Below are 24,263 nucleotides of genomic sequence, written 5' to 3'. Positions count from 1 at the left end.
CCATGACCATCTCAAGCCAGGGTAAACCCTGTATCATCTGCGTTGCCATTACCGGATCCGTGCCCCGCAAGGAGCACAACCCGGCGGTGCCCGTCACCATTGCCGAACAGGTTGAGAGCACCCAGGCGGCCTTTGAGGCCGGTGCCACAATTGCCCATTGCCATGTGCGCAACGACGATCAAACCCCCTCATCCGATCCAGAGAAGTTTGGCCGCCTGCTGGAAGGGCTGAACAAACATTGCCCCGGCATGATTGTGCAGCTCTCCACTGGTGGGCGGTCGGGCGCGGGCCAGGAACGCGGCGACATGCTGTCACTGCGTCCCGACATGGCTTCGCTTTCGGTGGGGTCCAACAACTTCCCCACCCGCGTTTATGAGAACCCGCCGGATCTGGTTGACTGGCTGGCCAGTGAGATGCGCCAATATGAGGTCAAGCCCGAGATCGAGGCCTTTGATCTGTCGCATATCCATCAGGCCGTGAAGATGAACCAAGACGGGCGCATTGCTGGCAAGCTCTATGTGCAATTTGTCATGGGCGTAAAGAATGCCATGCCGGTGGATCGTGAAACCTTTGATTTTTACATCAAAACCGTAAAGCGCCTGGCACCAGAGGCAGAATGGTGCGGTGCCGGTATCGGCCCCGGTCAGATCCAGATCAATGAATGGGCAATTGCCGCAGGCGGCCACACCCGCACCGGCCTTGAGGACAATCTGCGCCTCACCCGTGAAACCCTAGCGCCCTCAAACGCGGCCCTGGTGCAGCGTGCGGTCGAGTTGTGCGATAAATACGAACGCCCCGTCGCCAGCTGGCAACAAGCCCGCGACATACTCGGCCTGCGCCCGGCCTAAAACGCCGGCCGCATCCGTTTAGACTGTCAGATAGAAAACAGGCAGCCCGGTCACCGGGCTGCCTGTTTTACATTCCATCAGCACGCTGACCACCAATACACTGGCTGGTTGACTGGGGTTTGCTGCCGCCGCCTCATACTTTGCCGGACAGGTCTTTCAAGATCGGGCAGTCTGGTCGGTTGTCCCCGGCGCAGCAATGCACCAGCTCGGTGAGGGTGTCGCGCATCGCCTGCAGGTCTGCAATCTTGGTCTCGATCTTGCTCAGATGTTCCAGCGCCAGCTGCTTGACATCGCCACTGGCGCGGCTCTCATCCTCATACAGCGCCATCAGCATCCGGCAGTCTTCGATGGTAAAGCCCAGCGCCCGTGCCCGCCCGAGGAAGGCCAGCTTGTGCAGATCCGCTTCGACAAAGCAGCGATAGCCATTGTCGCTGCGCTGCGGCTTGATCAGACCGATATCCTCATAGTAGCGAATGGTCTTGGCCGGTAGGCCCGAGCGGGTTGAAACATCACCGATATTCATGCGGACCTCATGCTGTGCCGTCAGGTGGCGGGGCGAAACGAAGCAGTGCCGGCGGCCGACACCTCTGCCTCTTCATCTAAGCTGGATTTCAGCCGATGCAAGCGTAGCGCGTTGCTCAGGACAAAGACACTGGACAGCGCCATAGCGCCGGCCGCCAGCACCGGCGACAACAGCGGTCCGCCAAAAGGATAAAGCGCCCCCGCCGCTACCGGCACCAATAGCAGGTTGTAGCCAAAGGCCCAGCCAAGGTTTTGCCGGATATTGCGCATGGTGGCGCGGCTGATCATCAGCGCATCCTGTACCCCGCGCAAATCACCAGAAACCAGCACCACATCCGCCGCTTCAATCGCCACATCGGTGCCGGTGCCAATGGCGAGCCCCACATCCGCCGCCGCCAGCGCCGGGGCATCGTTAAGCCCATCGCCCACAAAGGCAAGCGTGCCATAGCTGTTTTGCAGGTCTTTCAGCGCCGCAACCTTATCCCCTGGCAGGCATTCCGCGCGCAGCGCATCAATGCCCAGACGTGCCGCAATGGCCTGGGCTGTTGTCTCTGCGTCGCCAGTGATCATTGCCACTTTCAATCCCTGCGCCTGCAACGCCTTGATGGCTGCCGCTGTGCCCTGTTTGATGGGATCTGCAACCGCCAGCACCGCCGCGAGCCGGCCGTCAATGGCCACATAAAACGGCGTTTCCCCTGCGGCGCCCCAGTTCTGCGCCAAATCGGCCAGCGCACTGCAGTCAATCGTCTCGCGTTGCATCAGCCGCGCCGCGCCAATCAACACCTCTTGCCCCGCCACCTGGGCCCGCAGCCCAAACCCCGGCAAAGCCTCAACCTGTGCGGCCTTTGGCAGGTCGGTACCCGCCGCCGCAACCAGAGCTTTGGCGATGGGGTGTTCGGACTGGGCCTCTGCGGCGCCAACCAGCCGCAACACCGCGTCCCGGTCAAAGCCGTCAGCCACGTGCATATTGGTCAAGGCGGGATGGCCTTCGGTCAGGGTGCCGGTTTTATCCAAGGCTACCACCTGCACCGATTGCAGCTTTTGCAGGGCATCACCTTTGCGAAACAGCACCCCCAGTTGCGCCGCCCGGCCAATGCCAACCATGATCGAGGTCGGCGTCGCCAGCCCCATGGCACAGGGGCAGGCAATGATCAGCACGGACACACCCGCCACCAGGGCCAACGGCAAGGCGGGCGCAGGTCCCAGCAGCAGCCAGGCCAGCACCGTCAAACAGGCCGTCAGCAAAACCGCTGGCACAAACCACAGGGTGATACGGTCGACCAGGCCCTGTACCGGCAGTTTTGCCCCCTGCGCCTGTTCAACCATCTGGATGATCTGCGCCAGCGCCGTATCCCGCCCCACATGGGTGGCGCGAAACTCCAGCACGCCAGATCCGTTCACGGTTCCGGCTGACAGACGCGCGGCCTTGCCCTTTTCCACTGGAAGCGGCTCGCCGCTCAACATGCTTTCATCCACAAAGGAGGTGCCAGAGGTCACCTCTCCATCCACCGCCACTCGCGCGCCGGGACGCAGCCGGATCAGATCTCCGGGCGCGATCTCTTCCACCGGGGTTTCAACCACCGTATCGCCGCGCAGCAGCTCCGCTGTTTTGGGCTGCAAGGACACCAATTTGCGGATCGCAGCCCCGGTGCGCCCCTTGGCACGGGCCTCCAGCAGGCGCCCTGTCAGAATCAGCACGACAATGACGCAGGCGGCCTCGAAATAGACATTGGCCGCGCCGGGCGGCAGCAGCTGTGGAAAAAAGGTCGAAACCACAGAAAACCCATAGGCCGCCGCCGTTCCCAGCGCCACCAATGCGTTCATATCCGGCGCACCGCGCAGCAAGGCGGGCACGCCTTTGCTATAGAACTGTCGCCCCGGCCCGATCAGCACCAGGGTGGTGAGAAAAAACTGCAACATGTAGCTATTGCTGTGGCCGATATTGGCCATCACCCAATGGTGCATCGCGGGCACCATATGGCTGCCCATCTCGATCACAAAAACCGGCAGGGTCAGGGCGGCAGCAAGGCTCAGCTGTCGCGCCAGTGTGGTGATCTCCTGGGCGCGGCGCTGTTGCGCCTGCTCCGCTGCATCCGCTTCATCGCCCCGCAGGGAGGCAGGATAGCCCGCATTTGTGCTGGCCGCACGCAGATCTGCCGCGCGGGTGGCCCCGGTCAGGTAACGGATATCCGCCCGCTCGGTGGCCAGGTTCACCTCTGCTGTGACCACACCAGGAACCGCACGCAAAGCCGCCTCTGCCCGACCCACACAGGAGGCACAGCTCAACCCTTCGATATCCAGGCTCAACTGTGACACGGCAGCCGGATAGCCGGCCTGTTCCAGTGCCGAGACCAGCGCCGCGGGTTCAAGATCCTGTGCAGCCTGAACCTGCCCCTTGGCTGTGGCCAGATTAACCGAGGCCTCAGTTACCCCCGGTATTACGGCCAGGGCTTTTTCGGCCCGCCCAACACAGCCCGCACAATTAAGCCCCGTAATCTGCATCGAAATTTGGCGGTCTTGCATAGCGAAATCCAGTGGTTTTCCTCGTTCGGGACTTCATTTGGGGCCCCCAGTTAGGGGAAGGTCAAGCCCTACCCCGAAAAAATCACATTGAATGGTTCGATTACTTGCGACCTCCACGCCGCCGCCAAAGCCAGCCTGTGCGTCACTCTTTGTTTGAGGTCTGAGATGAGCAAACATGGCGCCCGTTGAATTGGTGCAGACAGCCATGCCCCTCGCGCAGCACCATTGGTCGTTTTTGAGATCATCACCCTGCCGCGATGCGGGTTAAAACTCAGGTATCCCTTGCGAGAAGGCTTGGGCGGTTGTAACGCTGGGTGAGCCCAACTGAGGCGGACAGGACCGCCTGTTTATCACCGCCACGCCGAACATGGGAAAACTATTGATAGGTCGCTTGTTGGCCAGAACCAAACAGGCGACCGAAACAGGACGAAGGATCAGATTTATGAAGCGCACACGTGCCGCTGTTGCAGTTGCTCCGGGCAAGCCGCTCGAAGTTATGGAAGTGAACCTGGAAGGGCCAAAGGCTGGTGAGGTTCTGGTGGAAATCAAGGCCACCGGCCTGTGCCACACGGATGAGTTCACCCGCTCTGGCGATGACCCCGAAGGCATTTTTCCTGCCATTCTGGGCCATGAAGGCGCCGGTGTGGTTATCGAAGTGGGTGCAGGCGTCACCAGCTTGGCAGTGGGCGACCACGTGATCCCGCTCTATACCCCTGAGTGCCGCGAGTGCGAATACTGCCTCAACCCCAAAACCAATCTCTGCCAGTCGATCCGGTCGACCCAGGGTGCAGGGCTGCTGCCCGATGGCACCACCCGGTTTTCGATGCTGGATGGCACGCCGATCCATCACTACATGGGCTGTTCAACCTTCGCCAACCACACGGTTGTGCCGGAAATCGCCCTGGCCAAGGTGCGCAAGGACGCGCCCTTTGACAAGATCTGCTACATCGGCTGTGGCGTCACCACCGGTATTGGTGCGGTGATCAACACCGCCAAGGTCGAAATCGGTTCTACCGCCATCGTCTTTGGCCTGGGCGGCATTGGCCTGAACGTGATCCAGGGGCTGAAACTGGCCGGCGCCGATCAGATTGTCGGCGTTGACCTCAACCCCGGCAAGATCGAGATGGCGACGCATTTTGGCATGACCCATTTTGTCAACCCAGCCGAGGTCGAGGGCGATCTGGTGGCGCATCTGGTAGAGCTGACCGGCGGCGGCGCGGATTACACCTTTGATGCCACCGGCAACGTCAACGTGATGCGCACCGCATTGGAGGCCGCGCACAAAGGCTGGGGCGAAAGCATCATCATCGGTGTCGCCCCTGCGGGTGCCGAGATCTCCACCCGTCCGTTCCAGCTGGTCACCGGTCGCAGCTGGCGCGGCACCGCCTTTGGCGGCGCATCCGGGCGCACCGATGTGCCCAAAATTGTCGATTGGTACATGGACGGCAAGATCGAAATCGACCCGATGATCACCCATAAGCTGACGCTTGATCAGATCAACGAAGGCTTTGATCTGATGCATGCGGGTAAATCCATCCGCGCGGTTGTTGAATTCTAAAACCGGAATGCCGCCTCTGGAATAGGGGCACCGATAATCTAACAAGGCGCAACTCCTGATGGGGTTGCGCCTTTGTCTTTGGTCAGGATGTAGCCGCCCTCCGCGGGCCAAGGTGGTCAGCCCTCACGCCCCGACAATCGTCAACTCCTTTGGAAACTGCGTCAGCACCTGACAGCCCTCTTCGGTGATCAGCACGTCGTCTTCGATCCGAACGCCAAACTTGCCCGACAGATACAGCCCCGGTTCATTGGTATAAACCGTGCCTGCAGGCAGCAGCTGGGGGTTGCCGCGCATGATGTAGGGGGCTTCGTGCACGTCCCGTCCCAGGCCGTGACCGGTCTTGGTCTCGATATGCGCAGCAAAGGCAGAGGTCTCCAACACGCCTGTCACCACATCATCAATCTGATGGGCGCTCACCCCGGCCCTGGTCGCCGCAAGCCCCGCCATATTGGCCGCCAGAACCGTTTCATAAACCGCGCGGCCCTCATCGCTCACCTCGCCGACAAAAACCGTGCGGGTGATATCGGCGCAGAAGCCATCCTTGCGGGCGCCAAAATCAAACAGCAGCGCATCGCCCGACTGAATAAGGTAGTCTGCGCGGGCGTGGCCATGAACCCGGGCCGAATTATCGCCCGCCACCACAATTGGGCTAAAGGCGAGATCATCCGCGCCCTCGGCAAACAGCGCCTGTATGAGGCGGCTTTCGATCTCTTTCTCGCTTTGACCAATTTCAACCGTCGCCAAGACCCGATGCAGGGCGCGCTCTGACAGGGTGATTGCCTTTTGCATCGCTGCAATATCGGCCTCGCTCTTGATCATCCGCAACCCCGAGATCTGCTTTTCGGCGTCGATAATCTCCAGCTCCGGGCTGGCCTGTTTAAGCGCGTGATGCACAAAGACCCGCATCACCTGACCTTCCACCGCGAGGCGTTTCATTGGCATATGGCTGGCAAGCGCCGCAAAGGCGGCCTGATAGCCGTCCTGGTCGCGCCAATCAAAAACCGCGCCGTCAAAATCGACCAATCCCCAGGATCCCAGTTCAAGATTTGGCACAATCGCCGCCGGAGCCCCCTGCGCCGGGATCACCAGGACAAAAGGGCGTTCATGGCTCATAAACGCCTGCCCCAACGCCCGCGTGAAATTTGGCCCTGGCACCAAAGCCAAGGCATCAACGCCCAGAGATTTGGCCAATTCACGGTATTCGGCAAAAGAAGCGGTCATATTGAGGTCTCCCAAAAGGATCAGACAAGGGCGCGCTGTTGACGCGCACTAATTTCAGAACAACAGAGAGATGCAGCAAGCCCATAAATGAACCGACGCGCATCCTCATTTGGAATATTGTATCCAATTGAAACAGGGGCCTTGTCAATGCGAAGTCTTGTCAGGAAGCGCTGCCAGCCAAAAGCCGCCTTGCATTTACCGTCCGCTACGGGAGAATGAGGCCATGAAGGCCCCTGTGGTAAAACCCCCAATTGGGAGCGGAAATTGGATCATCTTGACCGCAGCCAGAGAATGGCACCGCAGGCAGTTCTGGTGAACATCGTTGCGACAGCTGCAAAGGTATCACGCGGCGCCCTGCCCAAATGCTAGCGGTTCTGAAAAATCGCAGCTTTCGCCATATGTTTGCGGCGCAAGTGATTGCCATCATCGGCACCGGTCTGGCCACCGTGGCGCTGGGGTTGATCGCCTATGATCTGGCTGGCGCCGATGCCTCCATCGTGCTGAGTATCGCTCTCACCATCAAGATGGTCAGCTATGTGACCCTTGCCCCAATAGCCGCTGCACTTGCCAGCCAGTTCCCCCGGCGCAGCTGGTTGGTGACGCTCGATATCCTTCGCGCCCTGGTGGCGCTGGCGCTGCCCTTTGTCAGCGAAATCTGGCAGATCTATGTGCTGATCTTTGTCATGCAGGCCTCATCTGCCGGGTTCACCCCCGCCTTTCAGGCCACCATTCCTGATGTGCTGCCGGATGAAGACGATTACACCAATGCGCTGTCCCTGTCGCGCCTCGCCTATGACATCGAAAGCCTGTTGTCGCCTACGCTGGCCGCACTGCTGCTGACGCTGGTGACGGCCAATTCCCTGTTTTTTGGCACTGCCGCTGGGTTTATCGCCTCGGCGCTGCTGGTGGTCTCAACTGTCCTGCCCTCGCCCCAGCCCAGCGCCACCACCGGGCTGTATCAGCGCACGACGCTGGGGATCCGCATCTATCTGAAGACGCCGCGCCTGCGCGGGTTGCTGGGTTTGACAGCCGTTGCCGCCTCGGTCAGCGCCATGGTGATCATCAACACCGTGGTGATCATCCGGGCCGAGCTAGGCCTGTCCGAACATATGGTGGCTTTGGCCTTGGCCGCCTTTGGCGCCGGATCCATGCTGGCGGCCTTTACCCTGCCAAGACTGCTGGCCGGGCACCAGGATCGCAGCCTGATGATCGCAGGGGCGCTCATCGCGATCCTGGCCCAGACCGGGCTGGCGGCCTATGCGATCTTTGCCAATGCGGCCTTGCTGCCGGTGATGCTTTGCTGGTTCCTGTCCGGGTTTGGCTATTCGACCGTGCTCACCCCCTCGGGGCGGTTGTTAAAACGCTCAGCCCGGGCTGAGGATCGCCCAGCGGTCTTTGCCGCGCAGTTTACCCTGTCCCATGGTTGCTGGCTGATCACCTACCCCCTGGCCGGCTGGAGCATGAGCAGCTTTGGCATGGGGGTTTCGCTCTTGGTGCTGAATGCCCTGGCCATTCTGGGGCTGCTCTATGCGCGGCGCCAATGGCCTGCCGATGATCCAGAAAACCTGCCCCATGCGCACCCCGAACTGGCCGCTGATCACCCACATCTGCAATCCACGGCAGACCAGGAAAAAAGCACGTCACAGCGGCATTCACACCCCTATGTCATCGACGAGTTGCACAAAACATTCCCACCCCGCAACCAATAGGACTCTCATCAAAGCAGGCCCAAAGCGCGCCCGGTCTCCGTCCACTCAGGTCCAGAGCTCTGTCTCCATCGCGTTCAGACAGACATCATAGCCCCAGAGTGTGCCTAGGTGCTTGAGCACCTCGCGCTTGTTTTCCTCATCCAGTTGCACGCCATCGCGCACCGTATGCGTGAGGATCAAACGCCTGTCGCCGCTCAGATCAGCATCAGTGACCTGAATATCGGGCTCCAGATAGGCCAGATCATATTGCTGCGCCAAAGCACGGCGGATTTCTTTGTAGCCAGCCCGGTTGTGGATCTGGCTCACCACCAGGTCTTTCTGGTCTTCCTGATCGACCAGCGCAAAGAGTTTGAATTTGCGCATCAGGTGCGGCGACAGGAATTGCTGGATAAAGCTCTCGTCCCGGTAATTGGCCCAGGCATCGCGCAAGACTTCCCGCCACGCCCCATGGCCTGCGATATCAGGAAACCATTCGCGGTCTTCTTCGGTGGGGGCCTGGCAGATGCGTTTGATGTCCATCATCATGGCAAAGCCCAGCGCATAGGGGTTAAGTCCCGCATAGCGCGGGTCATTATAATCGGGCTGCAACACCACATTGGTATGGCTGTGCATCATCTCCATATAGGCGCCCTCAGTGAGGCGCCCCTGCGAGAAGAGCTCGTTGATGATATAATAATGCACAAAGGTGGCGCAGCCTTCGTTCATCACCTTGGTCTGTTTTTGCGGATAAAAATACTGCGCCAGCATCCGCACAATGCGCAGCAGTTCCCGCTGCCAGGGCTGCAAAATCGGACTGTGCTTTTCCAAAAAGTAGAGAATATTCTCCTGCGGCAGGCTCAGGCTTTTGCGGCGTGCACTAAAGGGCGCCTCCCGCGCGTCCTCCTCCTTTTTGTGCCCCAAAGTGGCATCGGTCCAGATATCCAGCAGGCTGCGGCTGGCCTCATGGCCATCGCGCAGCCGCTGCATCGCTTGCAGCTCCTGCGCAGTGGGTTTGGGGGGGCGCCCATAGCGAAACACCCCCTGGGTTTGCAGCGCATGGGCCGCGTCTAGAACCTCTTCCACCGCGTCCAGCCCATAACGTTCTTCGCAGGCAGCAATATAGTTTTTGGCAAAGGCGAGATAATCATGAATGCCATCGGCATCGGTCCATTGCAGGAACAGATAGTTGTTCTTGAAAAAGTGATTATGCCCAAAGGCGGCGTGGGCCATCACCAATGTCTGCATCGCCATGGTGTTTTCTTCCATGTTGTAGCTGATGCAGGGGTTGGAGTTGATCACGATCTCATAGGCCAGCCCTTGGCGTCCGGTGCGATACAGCGCCTCGTCGCGGGCAAAATGTTTGCCAAAGGACCAGTGCTGATACATCAGCGGCAAGCCGGTGCAGGAATAGGCATCCAGCATCTGCTCCGCCGAGATGATTTCGATCTGGTTCTGATAGACATTCAGCCCCAAATCATTCAGCGCGATCTCTTCAATCGCGTCGCGAGCCTTTTCCAGCAGTTCAAAGCTCCACTCTGGCCCGTCAAACAGCAGGTTGGATCCCGGTTTTGCGTCAAGCATTTTGACCTCCCTTTATCCGGGGCAGAAAGAACTCCCTGAAGATCGGATAGATATGGGCTGCATGGGCCACGCGCTGCATTTCAAAATGCGGCGCCTGAGCTTTGACCGTGCGGTAGTTCTGCCACAGGTCATCCCCCGCCTCACTGTCATGCAGCAGCGCATCCGCGCTTTCTTCGACAATTTCCATATAGGCGTAGTATTGGCAGACCGGCAGCAGATCCTCGAGCAGCAGTTTTTTGCAGCGCGCCGAGTCATTGCCAAAATTTTCCCCATCCGACACCTGCGCGCCGTAGATGTTCCACTCCTGCGGCGGGTAGCGGTCCGCTATCACCTCACGCATCTTGTCCAGCGCGGTGGACACAATGGTGCCGCCGGTTTCGCGGGCATAGAAGAAGGTTTCCTCATCCACCTCCTCCGCCAGATGGGTATGGCGGATAAAGACCAGTTCCGTGTGTTCATAGCAGCGCGACAGGAACAGATGCAGCAGCAGGAAAAACCGCTTGCCCAGATCCTTTTCGCGCTCCTGCATTGAGCCGGAAACATCCATCAGACAGAACACCACCGCGCGAGATTTGCGGATCTTTTCTGGCACATGGGTGTCAAAGCGCAGATCTATCGGGTCGATATAACCTACAACCTTACGCTTGCGTTGCAACGCCTCCAACCGGGATTGTAGTTCCTCCAGCAGCGCGACCTGCGCCTTTGAAAGAGAGGGCAGGCCCGCCAGCATTTCAATCTCAGCTTCCAGGTCCGCCTGCGCCTGAGCAGAAGGGCGTCGCAAAGCAATCCGCCGTCCCAGGGAATTGCGCATGGTGCGCACCAGGTTGAGGTTATTGGGCGTGCCAGCAGTGGTCAGCCCGGCGCGGCGGCTGCCGATGGTTTCTGTCTCAACTGTGGATTTTTCTACCAGGTCCGGCAGCTCCAGCCCGTCAAACAGGATCTCCAGGTATTCGTCACGGGTCAGGGTAAAGGAAAACGCATCATCACCTTCGCCCTCTTCCGAGGCCTTGCGCCCGCCCTGGCCTGAACCGCCATCTGGTTTCGGGATGGTGTCGCCAACCACAAACTCCTTGTTGCCCGGCAATACATATCTGCGGTTGCCACCCTGGCCACTGTGAAAGAACCGAGGCTCCTGCAATCCCTTTGCCGGGATTGTCACCTTTTCCCCCTCGGGCGAGACACCATCCCCCTCCTGGATGGATTTTTCCCGCACCGAGCGGTCAACACGCTCTTTTATGTTTTCCCTGGCACGGCGCAGGAACCGTTGCCGGTTGCCGTGGCTTTTGCCCTTGGGGTTGGCGCGTCTGTCGATGAATTGATGCATCTTGCAGCGCCCCCATTACCCGGCTTTATTGACCCGCATATACCATTCAACCAGGCGTCGGACCTGACGGTCGGTGTAACCATGGCTGCGCATGCGTTCGACAAACTCCTGATGTTTGCTCTCGGTCTTACTGTCTTTCTTGCTGCCAAAACTGATCACCGGCAGCAGCTCTTCGACCTGGCTGAACATGTGCTTTTCAATCACGTCCCGCAGTTTCTCATACGAATTCCACGCCGGGTTTGCGCCGGTATTGGCGCGATGACGCAGGGCAAACTTGACCACCTCGTTGCGGAAATCCTTGGGGTTGGCGATCCCCACCGGCTTTTCGATCTTGCTCAGCTCACTGTCGAGAATGTCACGGTCATACAGCTGCCCCGTGTCGGGATCCTTGTAGTCCTGCTCTTCGATCCAGGCATCCGCATAGGAGATGTAGCGATCAAAGACATTCTGGCCGTATTCAGTGTAGCTCTCCAGATAGGCCTTCTGGATCTCGTTGCCGATGAATTCCTCATAGCGTTGGGCCAGATCCGTTTTGATAAAGTCGAGATACTTGGCCTCGGTCTCAGCTGGGAACTGCTCCCGTTTGATCATCTGTTCCAGGACATACATCAGGTGCACCGGATCCGCCGCGATCTCATCGGTGTCAAAGTTGAAGGTCGACGACAGCACCTTAAAGGCAAAACGGGTGGAGATGCCGCTCATGCCCTCATCAACACCGGCCCGGTCCTGATATTCCTGAACCGTCTTGGCCTTTGGGTCGGTGTCTTTCAGGCTTTCGCCGTCATAGACCCGCATCTTGGAATAAAGGTTGGAGTTCTCATGCGGCTTTAGCCGGGTGAGGACCGAAAAGCGGCTGAGTATCTTGAGCGTTTCCGGCGCGCAGGGCGCCTCTGCCAGCTCACTGTGCTGGATCAACTTGTCATAGATCTGCGCCTCATCGCTGACCCGCAGACAATAGGGCACTTTCACAATTGACACCCGGTCAATGAAGGCCTCGTTGTTCTTGTTGTTCTTAAAGGCCTGCCACTCGCTCTCGTTGGAATGCGCCAGCACCAGCCCGGTAAAGGGAATGGCGCCAAAGCTTTCGGTGCCCATGTAGTTGCCTTCTTGGGTCGCGGTCAGCAAGGGGTGCAACATCTTGATGGGGGCTTTGAACATTTCGACAAATTCCAGCACGCCCTGATTGGCGCGGTTCAGACCGCCCGAAAAACTATAGGCATCTGGATTGTCCTGGCTGAAATGTTCTAGTTGGCGAATGTCTACCTTGCCCACCAGGGTCGAGATATCCTGATTGTTCTCATCGCCGGGTTCGACCTTGGCCACCGCCATGCGCCGCAACCCCGACGGATAGATCCGCGCCACGGTGAATTTGGAGATGTCCCCGCCGAACTCATCCAACCGCTGCACCGCCCAGGGCGACATCAGCCCCGGCAGGCGATGGCGGGCAATGCCGTATTCTTCTTCCAGTAGCTTGCCCATGCGCACGGGATCAAACAGCCCCAACGGGCTTTCAAAAATTGGCGACAACTGGTCACCGGCTTTCAGCACATAGATGGGCTGATCTTCGACCAGACGTTTCAGCTGTTCCGCCAACGAGGATTTACCTCCCCCCACCGGCCCCAGCAGATAAAGGATCTGCTTACGCTCTTCTAACCCCTGGGCAGCGTGACGGAAGTAGCCGACGATGCGCTCGATGGTGTCTTCCATCCCATAAAAATCTTTGAAGGCGCTATACTGCTTGATCGTTCGGTTCTGAAAGATCGGCCCAAGCCGCGCGTTCTTAGACGTGTCCACCAGCTCCTCTTCGCCGATGGCCTTGAGCATCCGCTCCGCCACATTGGCATAAAGGCTCGGATCGGTGCGACAGGCATCGAGATAGTCATAGAGCGACATCTCCTGTTCACGCGTCTGGCCATATTGCTCAACAAATATCTCGGCAATGTCTTTCATCGGATCTAGCCTCCTGGGTTACGCTTCGCCCTTCCTCCTGGCGGTAGTGAAAACGCGCAGCCATAGAGAGCCCAGTACCTGGGCCACGGAGGTCCGCGGTCGTTTTTGCTTTTGATTTCTGCTCTTGTTCAACGGCGTCTTAAGCACCGGATGCCCGCTCTGATCAGGGGGCTTGGTCCGGCTAATCGAGAGTCTCGGACGCCGTTCAGTCTTCCGCAAGGGTACACTATTTGCGAGTTTCATACTAATAGGAACTGGTGTATTTTTAATTAATTGCCAGAAGATTTTTGTAAAAAATCCTTCACAAATTCTCCAGAATTTCTGAGTTCACCCCCAGCGCGCTCCCGCCGACAGCCTGGGTCATCCCTCCCTCTCACAGGGTTTCGCCGGGCTTTCGGGCGCTGTTTTGGTTGGGACAGGATAACGGGGCACTGAACCCAAGGTGCGGGCTTTCGCCTTGATTTCGTCCAAATCGTGCCCTGAGCCACTGCTCCGTCTGACCTGCCGACTGCCGTCAATTTCATTAACCCTTTGTTAACAAGTCGCCCAGAAAAGGCGAAAACGCCCTTTCACGGCAGAAAACCTGCGGCAAACAAGACACTATAGAGCGCAATTCATCCACAGTTCCTGCCAGCACCGGCTAGACATTTGATTTAAATTCGACGCAATATACTCACAATATGGCCGCATAGAACGGTCTTCGGCAGAAACATACAGGCACCGGACACTTCGCACCCCATAATTTCGGGCGCTGCGTGGTCTAGAAGCGAGCGGAAAAAAATGAGTACTGTTGGATTTATCACCCGTGATCTTTCGGGGACCACCCGTCAAAGCACTTTTTCAGAGGGTTCCCCCTCACTTCTCAATGTCACGCACTCCAAGGATATTTCGCTGAACCTCAGCGCCTCGGACATCGACAGCTATGTACGGCGGGGATCCGATCTCCACCTCGTGCTGGCCGATGGCCAAATCCTGGTGCTGCAAAACTACTACAGCAATGGCACAGCCGGAGGCAAAAACCTGTTCCTCAGCGAGGACGGGAATTTTGTCGAAGTTGTCCTTGAAGACAAAGCCGAGGGCGCGCTGTTTGCCAGCTACGAGCCATTGGATCTTACCGGCAAGTGGTCCGCCTATGATGACATGGTCTTTTTTGATGTTGACCGCATCGAGCCGGTTATTGCTCCCTTGGCAGCCCCACTCTTTGGCGGTCTCGGCGCAGCTGGCGCAGCAGCCGGTGTCGCCGGTGCCGCAGTCATCGCTGGCGGTGGCGGAGGTGGCGGCGGAGGCGGCAATCTCATCATTCCTACAGTAGATGACCCCGATGCGACCTACCCTGTTGCGGGCTCAACCACGGATCCGGTTGTCATCACCGGCACCGGTACGCCCGGAGCTGAAGTCGAAGTCAACGTTGGCGGCGAGACACAGACAGGCACCGTCAACGAGGATGGTATCTGGGAAGTAACCTTCCCGGTCGTAGACCTGCCGATAGATGGCAACTATGACACCACCGTCCAGGTCGTCGATCCCGATGGAACAACCCATGATCTGGATGGCCCTACAGTCATCATCGACACCACGCCCCCAGAATTGGACGTCACCAGCGGCACGCAGTCCACTGGCGATCTTGTCAATGGCAGCGAACATTCCACAGGTACCGTCATCACCGGCACAGGTGAAGCAGGCGCCAGCGTCAGTGTTGTCATCAACGGTCACACCCAGACGACAACTGTTGCTGCAGATGGCAGCTGGTCGGTTACCTTTGACTCGACCCAGATCAACACTGGCGAGTACACGACAGATGTGGCCATCACCACAACAGATGATTTTGGCAATAGCGCCACCTTTAGCGAGACACTGGAGGTCGACACCATTGCGCCTCCCGTCGGCATCAACACCGTCGCAGGCGACGACATTATCAGCTTCTCCGAAGCCTCATCCGGTGTCACCCTGTCGGGAACCGGTGAAGCCGGTGCCTCGATCTCGGTTCTGTTTCAGGGCGTTACCCAGACAACAACCGTGGCCAGCGATGGAACTTGGTCTGTTGGCTACAGCAGCGCACAGATCACTGGCGGCAACAATTATGCCAGCACTGTCGAAGTCACCTCCAGCGATGCAGCCGGAAACAGCACGACCAGCAGTCACACGGTCCATATTGATACGGAAACCAGCGTTACACTGAACGGCGGCTTTGCCGGTGCGGACGATATTTTGTCTGGCCCCGAAGCCCAGGGCGGTGTCCAGCTGACCGGCACTGCCGAGCCAGGCTCCACTGTTCAGGTGTTCTTTGGCGCCGCTGGCGCCCAAAACGCCACGGTAGATGCTGCGGGCAACTGGACGGTCCTTATTCCGCAAAGCTCTATTCCGACCGGCACAACCGATGTCGACATCGAAGTGCATGCCACCGATGCTGTGGGCAACACGGACGTTGTCACCCGCATCCTTGCGATCGACACCGAGGTTGATCCCTTCAGCGTCGAGGCCAATCAAACCGCCAATGACGTGGTCAATCAGGATGAGCTGAATGCCGGCTTTGCCCTGCAGGGCACCGTCGAGCCCGGCTCTGAGGTTGTCGTGACGATCCGGGGTGTGGCCAAAACCGCCACCGTCGATGCTGCGGGCAACTGGAGTGCTGAATTCTCGGGCAGTGATCTGCCGGCTGGGGAGTATTCTGCAACGGCTACGATTGTTGCAACAGATCCAGCAGGAAACACCAGCTCCCTGACCGAAAGCTTCGAAGTCGATACCGTCTTTGAAGCCCCTCTTCTGGACTCTGTCACCTATGAGATTGGCAGCCAAGACGTCAGCGAAATCAGCGTCGAAGGCATCGCCGGAACGGGTGAATCCATTACCGTTAAGGCACTCGAAGGCGATGGGTCTGTTTCCAACCCCGGCGTGACTGTCTCTGAAGGGGGCGGCATTACGGAGTTTGATTTCTCCACTGCCATCCCTGACGGTACCGACCTGGTGGTGACCAATGTTGACTCGCTGGGCAACGGCTCCAGCACCCTGCTTGTTCTCGAAGACAACGCCACCACCGCCAGCACATTGGATCACGCCTCTCTGGGTCAGTTCAACATTGATGAGTTGGATCTTGGCGCGGCCAGCAATGTCTCGCTGGTTCTGACCGAAGCGGATATCAAGGCGCTGTCTGAAAACTCGGACACCCTGACCATCCACAGTGGGTCAACCCCGGGCGACGACAGTGTGACCGTGACAGGGGCGACCCTGGAAGGCACCCGCAATGTCGGTGGCGAGAACTACAATGTCTACACAGTCGGCACCGATGGCGCGACCCTGGTCATTGATCAAGACGTCACCGTCATCATCTGATCAATTGGACCGGCACCGTTCCTGACAGTTGCCGGTCCCAACCAAAACCCTACAAAAGGGCGAGGGGAAGTATGCAACTGGCACGACCCATTGGCGCATTGGCACTTATGTGCAGTCTTTCCGGCTGCGCCGATGGCATGCCCATCTTTGCGGGCAAAACCAGTGACGAAACCGAGGTCTCTCGGCGCGGCGGCAATTTTGTGCAGCCCGAAGGTGAGGCCACGTCACAAGTTATCTCGACCCTGCTTGAGCGCCGCTCGCTGCTGGCCGAAGATACTGTATATAACGCCGTCGCCGAAGCCGCTGTGGCGGCCTCTGCCCGCGCGTCCGAGGCAGAGCTGATCAGCGCCAAACTGCGCGCCGAGGCAGAATCGAAAAACTGGCTGCCCTCAATCGGCCCTTCCGTCAGCCTTACCGACCTGGGCGATCTTGTGGCTGGCATGCTTATTCAACAGGTTCTTTTTGACAATGGGCGCCGCAAAGCCGAACGCGCCTTTGCAGCCGCCGATGTTGAAGTCGCTGCGGTCAATCTTTCGGTTGATATGAACGAGCGGGTCGAAGATGCCGTGGGGCTCTATCTGGCCGGGCTGCGCGGTGATGAAAAAGCCGCCTACAACAGCCGTGCCCTGACCCAGATGCAGGAATTCCGCCGCATCGTCGCGGGCCGGGTTGATGGCGGGTTGTCCGACCGCTCTGATTTGAATGTGGTCGACAGCAAGATCAACGGCATGCGCAATGCCCGCACCACCGCGCAGGATGCGGCCACCACCGCCCGCGCAGAGCTCACGGCGATGACCGGGGAAAGCTTTTCGGAAAAACCCGGCAAGCTCGATCTGGGCACGCCACCGGACACAACGCAGTATCTTTCAGTGCTGAAATCCCAGGCCGTCGCCAATCGTGGCGTGGCGGAAGCGGTGATTGGCCGCGCCGGGCTCTTGCCGCAGATTGCTGCGGCCGGCAATGTCACCTCTGATGGCTCCGGCGCGGGGCTGACCCTGGATTTGGCCGAACCCCTGGGGCTTGGCACTGGCGCGGCTCTGAAAGCCATCGAGGTCTCCAAAGAAGCCGCCCGTCGTCAGATTGGCGAATCCGAAGAAGACGCGCGGCGCAGCTATTCCCGTCAGGTGCAGCGGCTGGCCTCCTACCGGCGTCAGACCGCCGAGACCGCCTCTTTGGCGCGGGCCAGCCGCGAAACATACAGGCTTTTCAAAGCACAGTTCGAAGCAGGCCAGCGGCCTGTGATGGATGTGGTCTCAATCTACGAAGAGCTGGTTCAGCGCGAGCAGGACCATATCGAAGCAAAATACGAAGTAGTGTTGATCCAGCTGATGCTGGCAAGTGACATGGGCCTACTGGCGGATGGGGATAAGATTTGACCGATACAACCTTTCCACCCCGGCCCGGATCGACCCCGAAAGCCAACTCCCCGTCGCGCAAACCAGGCAGCCCCCGGCTGCGGGCTGTCCCCCCCAGCCCGGCGCCGTCCTCGGCTGCGGCTCCTGTTGCGGGTCAGATTATTGACGCCCCCGGCGCTGCGACCGTAGAAAACCGGCACGCCCCGGCAAACCAGCCTGCAACAGGGTTGGCCCATCAGCCCCCCACGGCTGCTGCCCGCTCCACCCCCCCTCAACAAACAGAAGTGGCAACAGGCAACCGCCGCGAAGTTGGCACCCTGATCGAAGGCGCCTCCGCCCGCATTCAGCACCGGGCGACCCTGATTGCGACACTTGCCTCGTTGAAGGGCACAGAGGCCCATGCTGGCGATATCGCCAGCTTCATGTGGAGCAACAATCCGGGCGACTCTTCGGCCGAAAGCCTGGCCCAGGCTCTGGGCTCCACCGGGTTGCAGGTGAAACTGCAACGCCGACCAGAGCTGACCCCCGGCGACTGGCCCGCCCTGGCGATGATGAAGGGCGGCCAATGTGTGCTGGTTCTGGGTCAGGACCAGGGGCGGCTCACCATTTTTGACACCACCTGCCCCGACAATCGCACCGAGGTGCCGTTGGGCGAGTTCACGCCATTTTTCACCGGCACCCTGCTGGTTGCGCGCCCCTCGCTGAAACAAATGGCCGCGCGCCACACGCCACAGCTGGAAAGCGACCACTGGTTCTGGGGCGAGTTTCCCAAGTACCGCCGTCAGGTGGGCGAAATCATGCTGGGCTCTTTGGTGGCCAATATTCTGGCCGTCTCTGTCGCCCTGTTCTCGCTACAGGTCTATGACCGGGTGGTTCCCCATCAATCCCATGCGACGCTTTGGGTGCTGGCCCTTGGGGCCTTTCTTGCCATCATGCTGGAGGCGTTGCTGAAAGTTGCCCGTGCTCGGCTGACAGATGCCGCCGGACGCCAGATCGAGTTGTCGGTGCAGCACAATCTGATGCGCCGCCTGATCGGCATGCGGTCGGACAAGAAACCGCTGCCGCCGTCGGGGTTGTTTGCCGCGATGCGCGATTTTGGCGCCGTGCGTGAATTCTTCACCTCCTCGACCATCTCCACCCTGGCCGATATTCCCTTTATCGCCGTCTTCCTGCTGCTGGTGGCCTCGATCGCCGGCCCCATCGTCTGGGTGATCATGGTCGGTGGCGTGCTGATGTTGCTGCCCGCCTATTTCATGCAGCGCAAGATGATCGCGCTGACCCGCCAGACCCAGGGCGCCAATGCCAAGGCAGGCCGGTTGCTGCATGAGGTCATTACCGAACTTGACACCGTAAAAACCCAGCGCGGCGAAGACCGCGTGATGCGGAACTGGGATGAGCTGAACGTGCTGTCGTCGCATTCCTCAACCGAGCAACGCCGTCTGGCAAGCGCCCTCACCTTTTGGTCCCAGGGCATCCAGCAGGCCACCTATATCACCGCTGTGGTTCTGGGCACGCTTCTGGTTTTTGCCGGTGAATTCACCGTCGGCACAATCATTGCCACTGGCATCCTGACCAGCCGCACTCTGGCACCGCTGACCCAGTTTGCCGCCACCATGGCGCGCTGGAGCAACGTCAAGGGCGCTCTGGAGGGGCTGGAGGCCATCGCCAGCGCCCCGCAGGAGATGGAGGCCGAACGCAGCTACCTGCGCCGTGAGCAGCTTCAGGGCCGCTTTGAGCTGCGCGAAGTTGTGTTCCGCTACGACGAAGACGCCGCCCCGACCCTGGATGTTCCCGGTGTTGCCATCACCCCCGGCCAAAGGGTTGCGGTACTGGGTGTCAATGGCTCGGGCAAATCCACTTTGATCAAGCTGTTGTCAGGGCTTTATTCCCCAGATTCAGGCCGCATTATGATTGATGGCACCGATATGGGCCAGATCGACCCACGCGATCTGCGTCGCAATATCGGCTACCTGAGCCAGGACGTGCGGCTGTTTGCGGGCTCGCTGCGCGACAACCTCAACCTCAATCAGCTGGAGCGCGACGATACCCGCCTGATGGCTGCTTTGGACTTCTCAGGCCTGGGCGCCTATGTGCGCGGTCACCATAAGGGGCTGGATCTGGATATTGGCGATGGCGGTGGCGGCCTGTCGATTGGACAGCGCCAGTCCATCGGCTGGGCACGTCTGTGGCTGCAGAACCCGTCAGTCGTGTTGTTGGATGAGCCAACCGCGGCGCTGGATCAAACCCTGGAGCGGACCCTGGTCAGCCGCCTGGAAACCTGGCTCCAGGGCCGCACAGCCGTTATTGCCACCCACCGGATGCCCATCCTGTCACTGACCAACCGCACCCTGATCCTGCAGGACGGGCGCATGGTGGTAGATGGTCCCCGCGACAAGGTTCTGGCCCATCTCGCCGCTGGAGAGGCTAAATGACCTCATCCGCGCATTACGATCTTGCCGAAAGCGCCCGTGGCGCCAGCCGCATTGTCTATCTGGTTGGGGCAGCCCTGTTGCTGTTCATCGGCTGGGCGGCCTTTGCTTCGGTGGATGAAATCGTGCGCGGTGAAGGCGAAGTGGTCTCTTCTTCGCGGGCGCAGATCGTACAGAACCTAGAAGGCGGCATTCTGGCCGAGCTCCACGTGCGCCAGGGGGACGAGGTGCGCGCCGGGCAGATCCTGGCCAAGCTGCAGGACACCAAATTCCGCACCATCGCCGATGAATTGCAGGACCAGATCGACACCCTGGAAATCAAACAGTTCCGCCTGGAAGCAGAAATGGACGGGGCCTATGAGTTTACCGTCCCTGATGCCCTGGCCAACCGCTCGGCTGAGATCCTGGCTTCTGAGCGGGCCTTGCTGAACGCCCGGCAGGGGGATTTTGACAGCCGCCGCACCAGCGCGCGCAAGATCCTCGACCAGCTGAATGACGAGCTGGCGAATATGCAAAATCTCTATGAGAAAAACATCGTCGCCTTGATCGAGGTGAACCGCTCGCAGAAAGCGGCCACCGATGCCCAGGCCAAGTTCAACGAGATTGGCACCCAGAACGAATTGAAACTGGCGGAAGAATACTCAGAGGCCCTGCGTGAGCTGGCCTCGCTACGGCAGGATCAGCGACTGGCGCTAGACCAACTGAACCGCACGGTTATCACCTCGCCAATGTCCGGCATCGTCAACAGCCTGGGCGTCACCACAATTGGCGGCGTTGTGCGCCCCGGTGAAGAGATTTTTGAAATCATTCCAATGGGCGAAGAGCTGTTTGTCGAAGCCCGCGTCAAACCCAAGGATATTGCCAGCGTTCAAACCGGTCAAAGGGCCACCATCAAGCTGTCGGCCTATGACTATACCATCTATGGCGCGCTGAATGGCGAGGTCGATTTTGTCTCGGCGGATACCTTTGAGGACGAACGTAATCCCCGCGCCGAACCCTTTTATCGGGTCACCGTCCGGGTTGATCGTTCTGATCTGACCGAACGCCAGCAGGGCATCGAAATCCGTCCAGGCATGCGGGCCACCGCAGAATTGCAAACCGGATCAAAGACCGTGCTGAAATACCTGTTGAAGCCTCTGTACAAATCTCAAGAGGCCTTTCGTGAACCATAGACACGCATATCACGGCCCGGCCCCAGCAGCGGATGCAACAACATTTTGCCCGCTGTCCTGTTCTTCCCGGCTGTCCCTGACAGCCTGTCCTCTACGGTCCAGCCGTTCAGGACTGCGCCCCAATGGTCCTCTGCGCCTTGGTGCCCCGGCTTCCCACCGCCATTCTGGCAGCAGGTCGCGTGGGAACGTCGCTAAGGAGGGACGTATCTGTCGTCAGCCGGCCTGCTGCATCAAGCGCCACAGGGTTGAATCCAGCGCGGTTCCAATCGACACTGGCCTGCTCCCCATCGCGGCCTTGGCAGAAACCACCGAAACCAGTGTGGGCGATCGACCAGGGTTCACCTGTAGAACCGGTGCGCCTGAGGCTCCAAAATCAACCAGACATGACATTACCAAGGTTGTGCGCTGTCTTGCCAGAACCTCGCAACTGCGTTCCAAACTGGGGCGCGTTGCATGATTGAAGTTATAAGACAACACGCCTACTGCGTCTCCGCGATTGGCATTCAGGGACATGCCCAGCGGCTGGATCTGACTCGAACTGATCGGTCGAGACAGACGGAGCACCGCAATGTCGCTGCCCATCAGTGTGTCGCCTCTTTCACTGTGGCGATATCCAGGATGCACCACTGCTTTGGCAATGTTGCGTGCAGCCTTGGCACGTCGCCCCACAAGGCCCGCTTCAAATTTGATCGTCGTCGGATCAATCGCGCGTCCAGTTACCGGATCATAAAGGCAATGGGCCGCGGTCAGTACTAAATTTGGCGCAATCAAGGATCCGGTACACATATTGCGTCCCGAAATATTCAGACGTCCAACCGCTTCCCACCCAGGTAGCGATCTTGCTCCAAATTGCGGATCATCCGCCCTCGCGCCGCTGGACATACTTGCAAGCAAGCAGGCCGCAGCCACAGCGATTATTTGTTTCATTTTCCACTCCAAATTCCCACATCGACATGTTTGTTCAGTCGTGCGGCTGGAATGGGGCCCAATCTTGTGCGTGGTGGACGAAATCGTGGACAGAATGTGGCAGCGTTAACAATTCCCTAACCCCCCGGTTATTGATGCTGCAGAATGGTGCTAAAACAGAGCAAAAGACCACCTGACGTTAAGACTCTTCTTAAGATTTTAGCCAAACACCTGTAAAAACGTGCATTTTTGTCTCGTTCATGCGCCCTAAAATACCTCTTGGACCACAAGACTTCGGTAAGAATTCGGTGGGCTGCTGCCAATACTCACCCAATTGGGGCAAGAATCAGCCACGATTCGCATCGCAACTCCTTCTGGATTTTCTTTCCAAATCAATAATTGCGCCTCGCTTCGTTAAGGTGTCGCCCTGCGGCAATAAGAGAGGCTGCGCCACGGGTCAGCCAGCGACATCCGGCTGACTGTTTGTCCGCGCCCCGGCTGCGCAGGGGGCACGCCCCCTCCTGAGCCTTGCAGGTGCTACTGTGTCCAATGCCCCTGAGACATGGCGCCAGATCACGGCACAACCTCGCTTAGGAAGCTTTATTCTAGGGCCGCCTGGGCAATCCACAGAAGACCAGCAACAGCGGAGCCTCTACAGCGCAGTCAAAATCTTTGGAGATGATGCAGAAGCGGACAGGCCTGTCCGACCGTGTTGCCACGAAAAATGCCACGCCTGTCATATTCACGACCTGCCGTGGGCAGAGCCTGCAACAGCTAGCCCTGTTCGCCCAGAGGAAAACGCGACCGGCGCACCCGGGTTTTAAAATCCTTGCGCCCATAGCGGGCCGTCACGTCAGCCTCGTAGACGGCAATCAACCGTCTGCCAACGGCGCCACGGAACGGCTCGCGGACAACCTGCCGGTAGTTGGGTTTGCGCCCCATCCACTGCAGGAGCTTTCGGTTTCCTATAGGATCGTGAATGTGGTCATCAGCTGCTGAGGCTGGCCATTGATACGGCACCGTCACAATGACCATATCGCTGATCTCTAGCAGCTTGCGGGCAAAGGGGACCACATCCGGCACATGCTCAAGCACCTGCAAGCAGGTGGCGATGTCGTATTTCTTACCGCCAAAATCATGCTGTAGAAAATCGCCTTGAACCCCCTCCACTGTCGCAGACTGGTAGGGCTCTGCCATGTCAAACGAGACCCGTTCCGGGATCCAGTCGAACCATTCCAGATAGGGGCAGCTCGCGGTGCCGATGTCGATCATGGATTTGGCATCTTTACCGAGGCTCCGGACAATATAGTCCAGATAGGAATAATACATGAGATCCATGCGGTTTTGCCAATACTGCCCGGATTTGTATCCAATCAGGATATTGGGGTCCACATCATCAATACTCTTCATTCCAACAACGCCCCTGCCCCAAACATCTTTGCGCCTTGCCCCCTTCACAGCCCACTGGTGGCAGGTCGGGTTCTTAGTATTTCCACTTAAGAAGACATAGATTTCCCAAGAGGTAAATCACCAATGACGCGCCAGGGCACTGGCGCAGCGCCTCCTTAGGGCAGTAATGCCAGGCGTTCAAGGAACAGTGTTTTCACCGCTTGCGCGTCGACATTGAGGCAAACCGAAGTCGCTGCTCGGCTGCCCTTGTCCGCTTCTACTGTCGCGCCAGAGGTCTCTCCGGTACAGGACACCCGGACCGGCAGTGGTTGTGTCTCGAATCTGGTGGAAATTCTCTGGCGGCGTTCTCCGAGCATGTGGATTTGGGCCTGATCAGGCCGCGAGGTCAAGTCTGATCGGGGCGATGGGCTGAGCCAAGGTTTCCCAGCCATCGACCTTTCGCATCT

At 58.8% G+C, this 24,263-nt stretch carries 15 protein-coding genes; 7 read left to right on the top strand and 8 right to left on the bottom strand.

Annotated features, from left to right (window positions below; translation table 11 throughout):
* The first annotated feature begins 2 nt into the window (after positions 1-2).
* Entirely contained in the window at positions 3-848 is an 846-nt protein-coding gene (locus QZ268_RS12845; protein ID WP_295453213.1) for a 3-keto-5-aminohexanoate cleavage protein, read from the top strand.
* Positions 849-981: 133 nt separating this feature from the next.
* Here QZ268_RS12845 and cueR read toward each other — a convergent pair whose 3' ends face one another.
* Both cueR and QZ268_RS12835 read right to left on the bottom strand, forming a co-directional pair.
* Positions 982-1,371: a Cu(I)-responsive transcriptional regulator gene (gene cueR, locus QZ268_RS12840; protein ID WP_295453210.1), complete on the bottom strand. Its 390-nt coding sequence runs from the start codon at positions 1,369-1,371 to the stop codon at positions 982-984.
* A gap of 20 nt (positions 1,372-1,391) precedes the next feature.
* The gene (locus QZ268_RS12835) at positions 1,392-3,893 is read right to left on the bottom strand and encodes a heavy metal translocating P-type ATPase (RefSeq protein WP_295453207.1); all 2,502 of its coding nucleotides are present in this window, start codon (positions 3,891-3,893) and stop codon (positions 1,392-1,394) included.
* 442 nt (positions 3,894-4,335) lie between these two features.
* On the opposite strand from QZ268_RS12835, the gene QZ268_RS12830 reads away from it, so the two are divergent.
* Positions 4,336-5,451, top strand: coding sequence for an S-(hydroxymethyl)glutathione dehydrogenase/class III alcohol dehydrogenase (locus QZ268_RS12830; RefSeq protein ID WP_295453205.1), 1,116 nt, complete (start codon positions 4,336-4,338; stop codon positions 5,449-5,451).
* Between the two features lie 123 nt (positions 5,452-5,574).
* On the opposite strand, the gene QZ268_RS12825 is transcribed toward QZ268_RS12830, so the two are convergent.
* Entirely contained in the window at positions 5,575-6,672 is a 1,098-nt protein-coding gene (locus QZ268_RS12825; RefSeq protein ID WP_295453202.1) for a Xaa-Pro peptidase family protein, read from the bottom strand.
* A 362-nt stretch (positions 6,673-7,034) separates the two neighbouring features.
* On the opposite strand from QZ268_RS12825, the gene QZ268_RS12820 reads away from it, so the two are divergent.
* On the top strand, positions 7,035-8,381 hold the full coding sequence (locus tag QZ268_RS12820; RefSeq protein WP_295453200.1) for an MFS transporter: 1,347 nt from the start codon (positions 7,035-7,037) through the stop codon (positions 8,379-8,381).
* Between the two features lie 45 nt (positions 8,382-8,426).
* On the opposite strand, the gene QZ268_RS12815 is transcribed toward QZ268_RS12820, so the two are convergent.
* The 3 genes from QZ268_RS12815 to QZ268_RS12805 are packed head-to-tail and all read right to left on the bottom strand — an operon-like array spanning position 8,427 to position 13,215.
* Positions 8,427-9,941, bottom strand: a complete 1,515-nt coding sequence (locus QZ268_RS12815) for a SpoVR family protein (RefSeq protein ID WP_295453197.1) — start codon at positions 9,939-9,941, stop codon at positions 8,427-8,429.
* On the bottom strand, positions 9,934-11,265 hold the full coding sequence (locus tag QZ268_RS12810) for a YeaH/YhbH family protein (RefSeq protein ID WP_295453194.1): 1,332 nt from the start codon (positions 11,263-11,265) through the stop codon (positions 9,934-9,936). Before QZ268_RS12810 ends, QZ268_RS12815 begins: the two co-directional genes overlap by 8 nt.
* 15 nt (positions 11,266-11,280) lie before the next feature.
* A complete protein-coding gene (locus QZ268_RS12805; RefSeq protein ID WP_295453192.1) occupies positions 11,281-13,215 on the bottom strand; it encodes a PrkA family serine protein kinase in 1,935 nt (644 codons plus the stop codon).
* A 780-nt stretch (positions 13,216-13,995) separates the two neighbouring features.
* Here QZ268_RS12805 and QZ268_RS12800 point away from each other — a divergent pair.
* From QZ268_RS12800 to QZ268_RS12785, 4 genes are all read left to right on the top strand, one after another.
* Entirely contained in the window at positions 13,996-16,545 is a 2,550-nt protein-coding gene (locus QZ268_RS12800) for an Ig-like domain-containing protein (RefSeq protein ID WP_295453189.1), read from the top strand.
* Between the two features lie 71 nt (positions 16,546-16,616).
* A complete protein-coding gene (locus QZ268_RS12795; RefSeq protein WP_295453187.1) occupies positions 16,617-17,921 on the top strand; it encodes a TolC family protein in 1,305 nt (434 codons plus the stop codon).
* 263 nt (positions 17,922-18,184) lie between these two features.
* Positions 18,185-20,332, top strand: coding sequence for an ATP-binding cassette domain-containing protein (locus QZ268_RS12790; protein WP_295453246.1), 2,148 nt, complete (start codon positions 18,185-18,187; stop codon positions 20,330-20,332).
* Positions 20,329-21,501 carry an HlyD family type I secretion periplasmic adaptor subunit gene (locus QZ268_RS12785; protein ID WP_295453183.1) on the top strand — a complete coding sequence of 391 codons (1,173 nt, stop codon included), beginning with the start codon at positions 20,329-20,331 and terminating at the stop codon, positions 21,499-21,501. The genes QZ268_RS12790 and QZ268_RS12785 overlap by 4 nt, the downstream gene beginning before the upstream one ends.
* A 213-nt stretch (positions 21,502-21,714) precedes the next feature.
* Here QZ268_RS12785 and QZ268_RS12780 read toward each other — a convergent pair whose 3' ends face one another.
* On the bottom strand, positions 21,715-22,428 hold the full coding sequence (locus QZ268_RS12780; protein WP_295453180.1) for a trypsin-like serine protease: 714 nt from the start codon (positions 22,426-22,428) through the stop codon (positions 21,715-21,717).
* A 753-nt stretch (positions 22,429-23,181) separates the two neighbouring features.
* Positions 23,182-23,817: a hypothetical protein gene (locus QZ268_RS12775; protein WP_295453177.1), complete on the bottom strand. Its 636-nt coding sequence runs from the start codon at positions 23,815-23,817 to the stop codon at positions 23,182-23,184.
* Between the last annotated feature and the right edge of the window lie 446 nt (positions 23,818-24,263).

The organism is uncultured Pseudophaeobacter sp. (assembly GCA_905479575.1).
In the GTDB taxonomy this organism is placed as follows: Bacteria; Pseudomonadota; Alphaproteobacteria; order Rhodobacterales; family Rhodobacteraceae; genus Pseudophaeobacter.
Note: the sequence above shows the minus strand (reverse complement) of the source record. Positions and strands in the feature narration are given on the sequence as shown.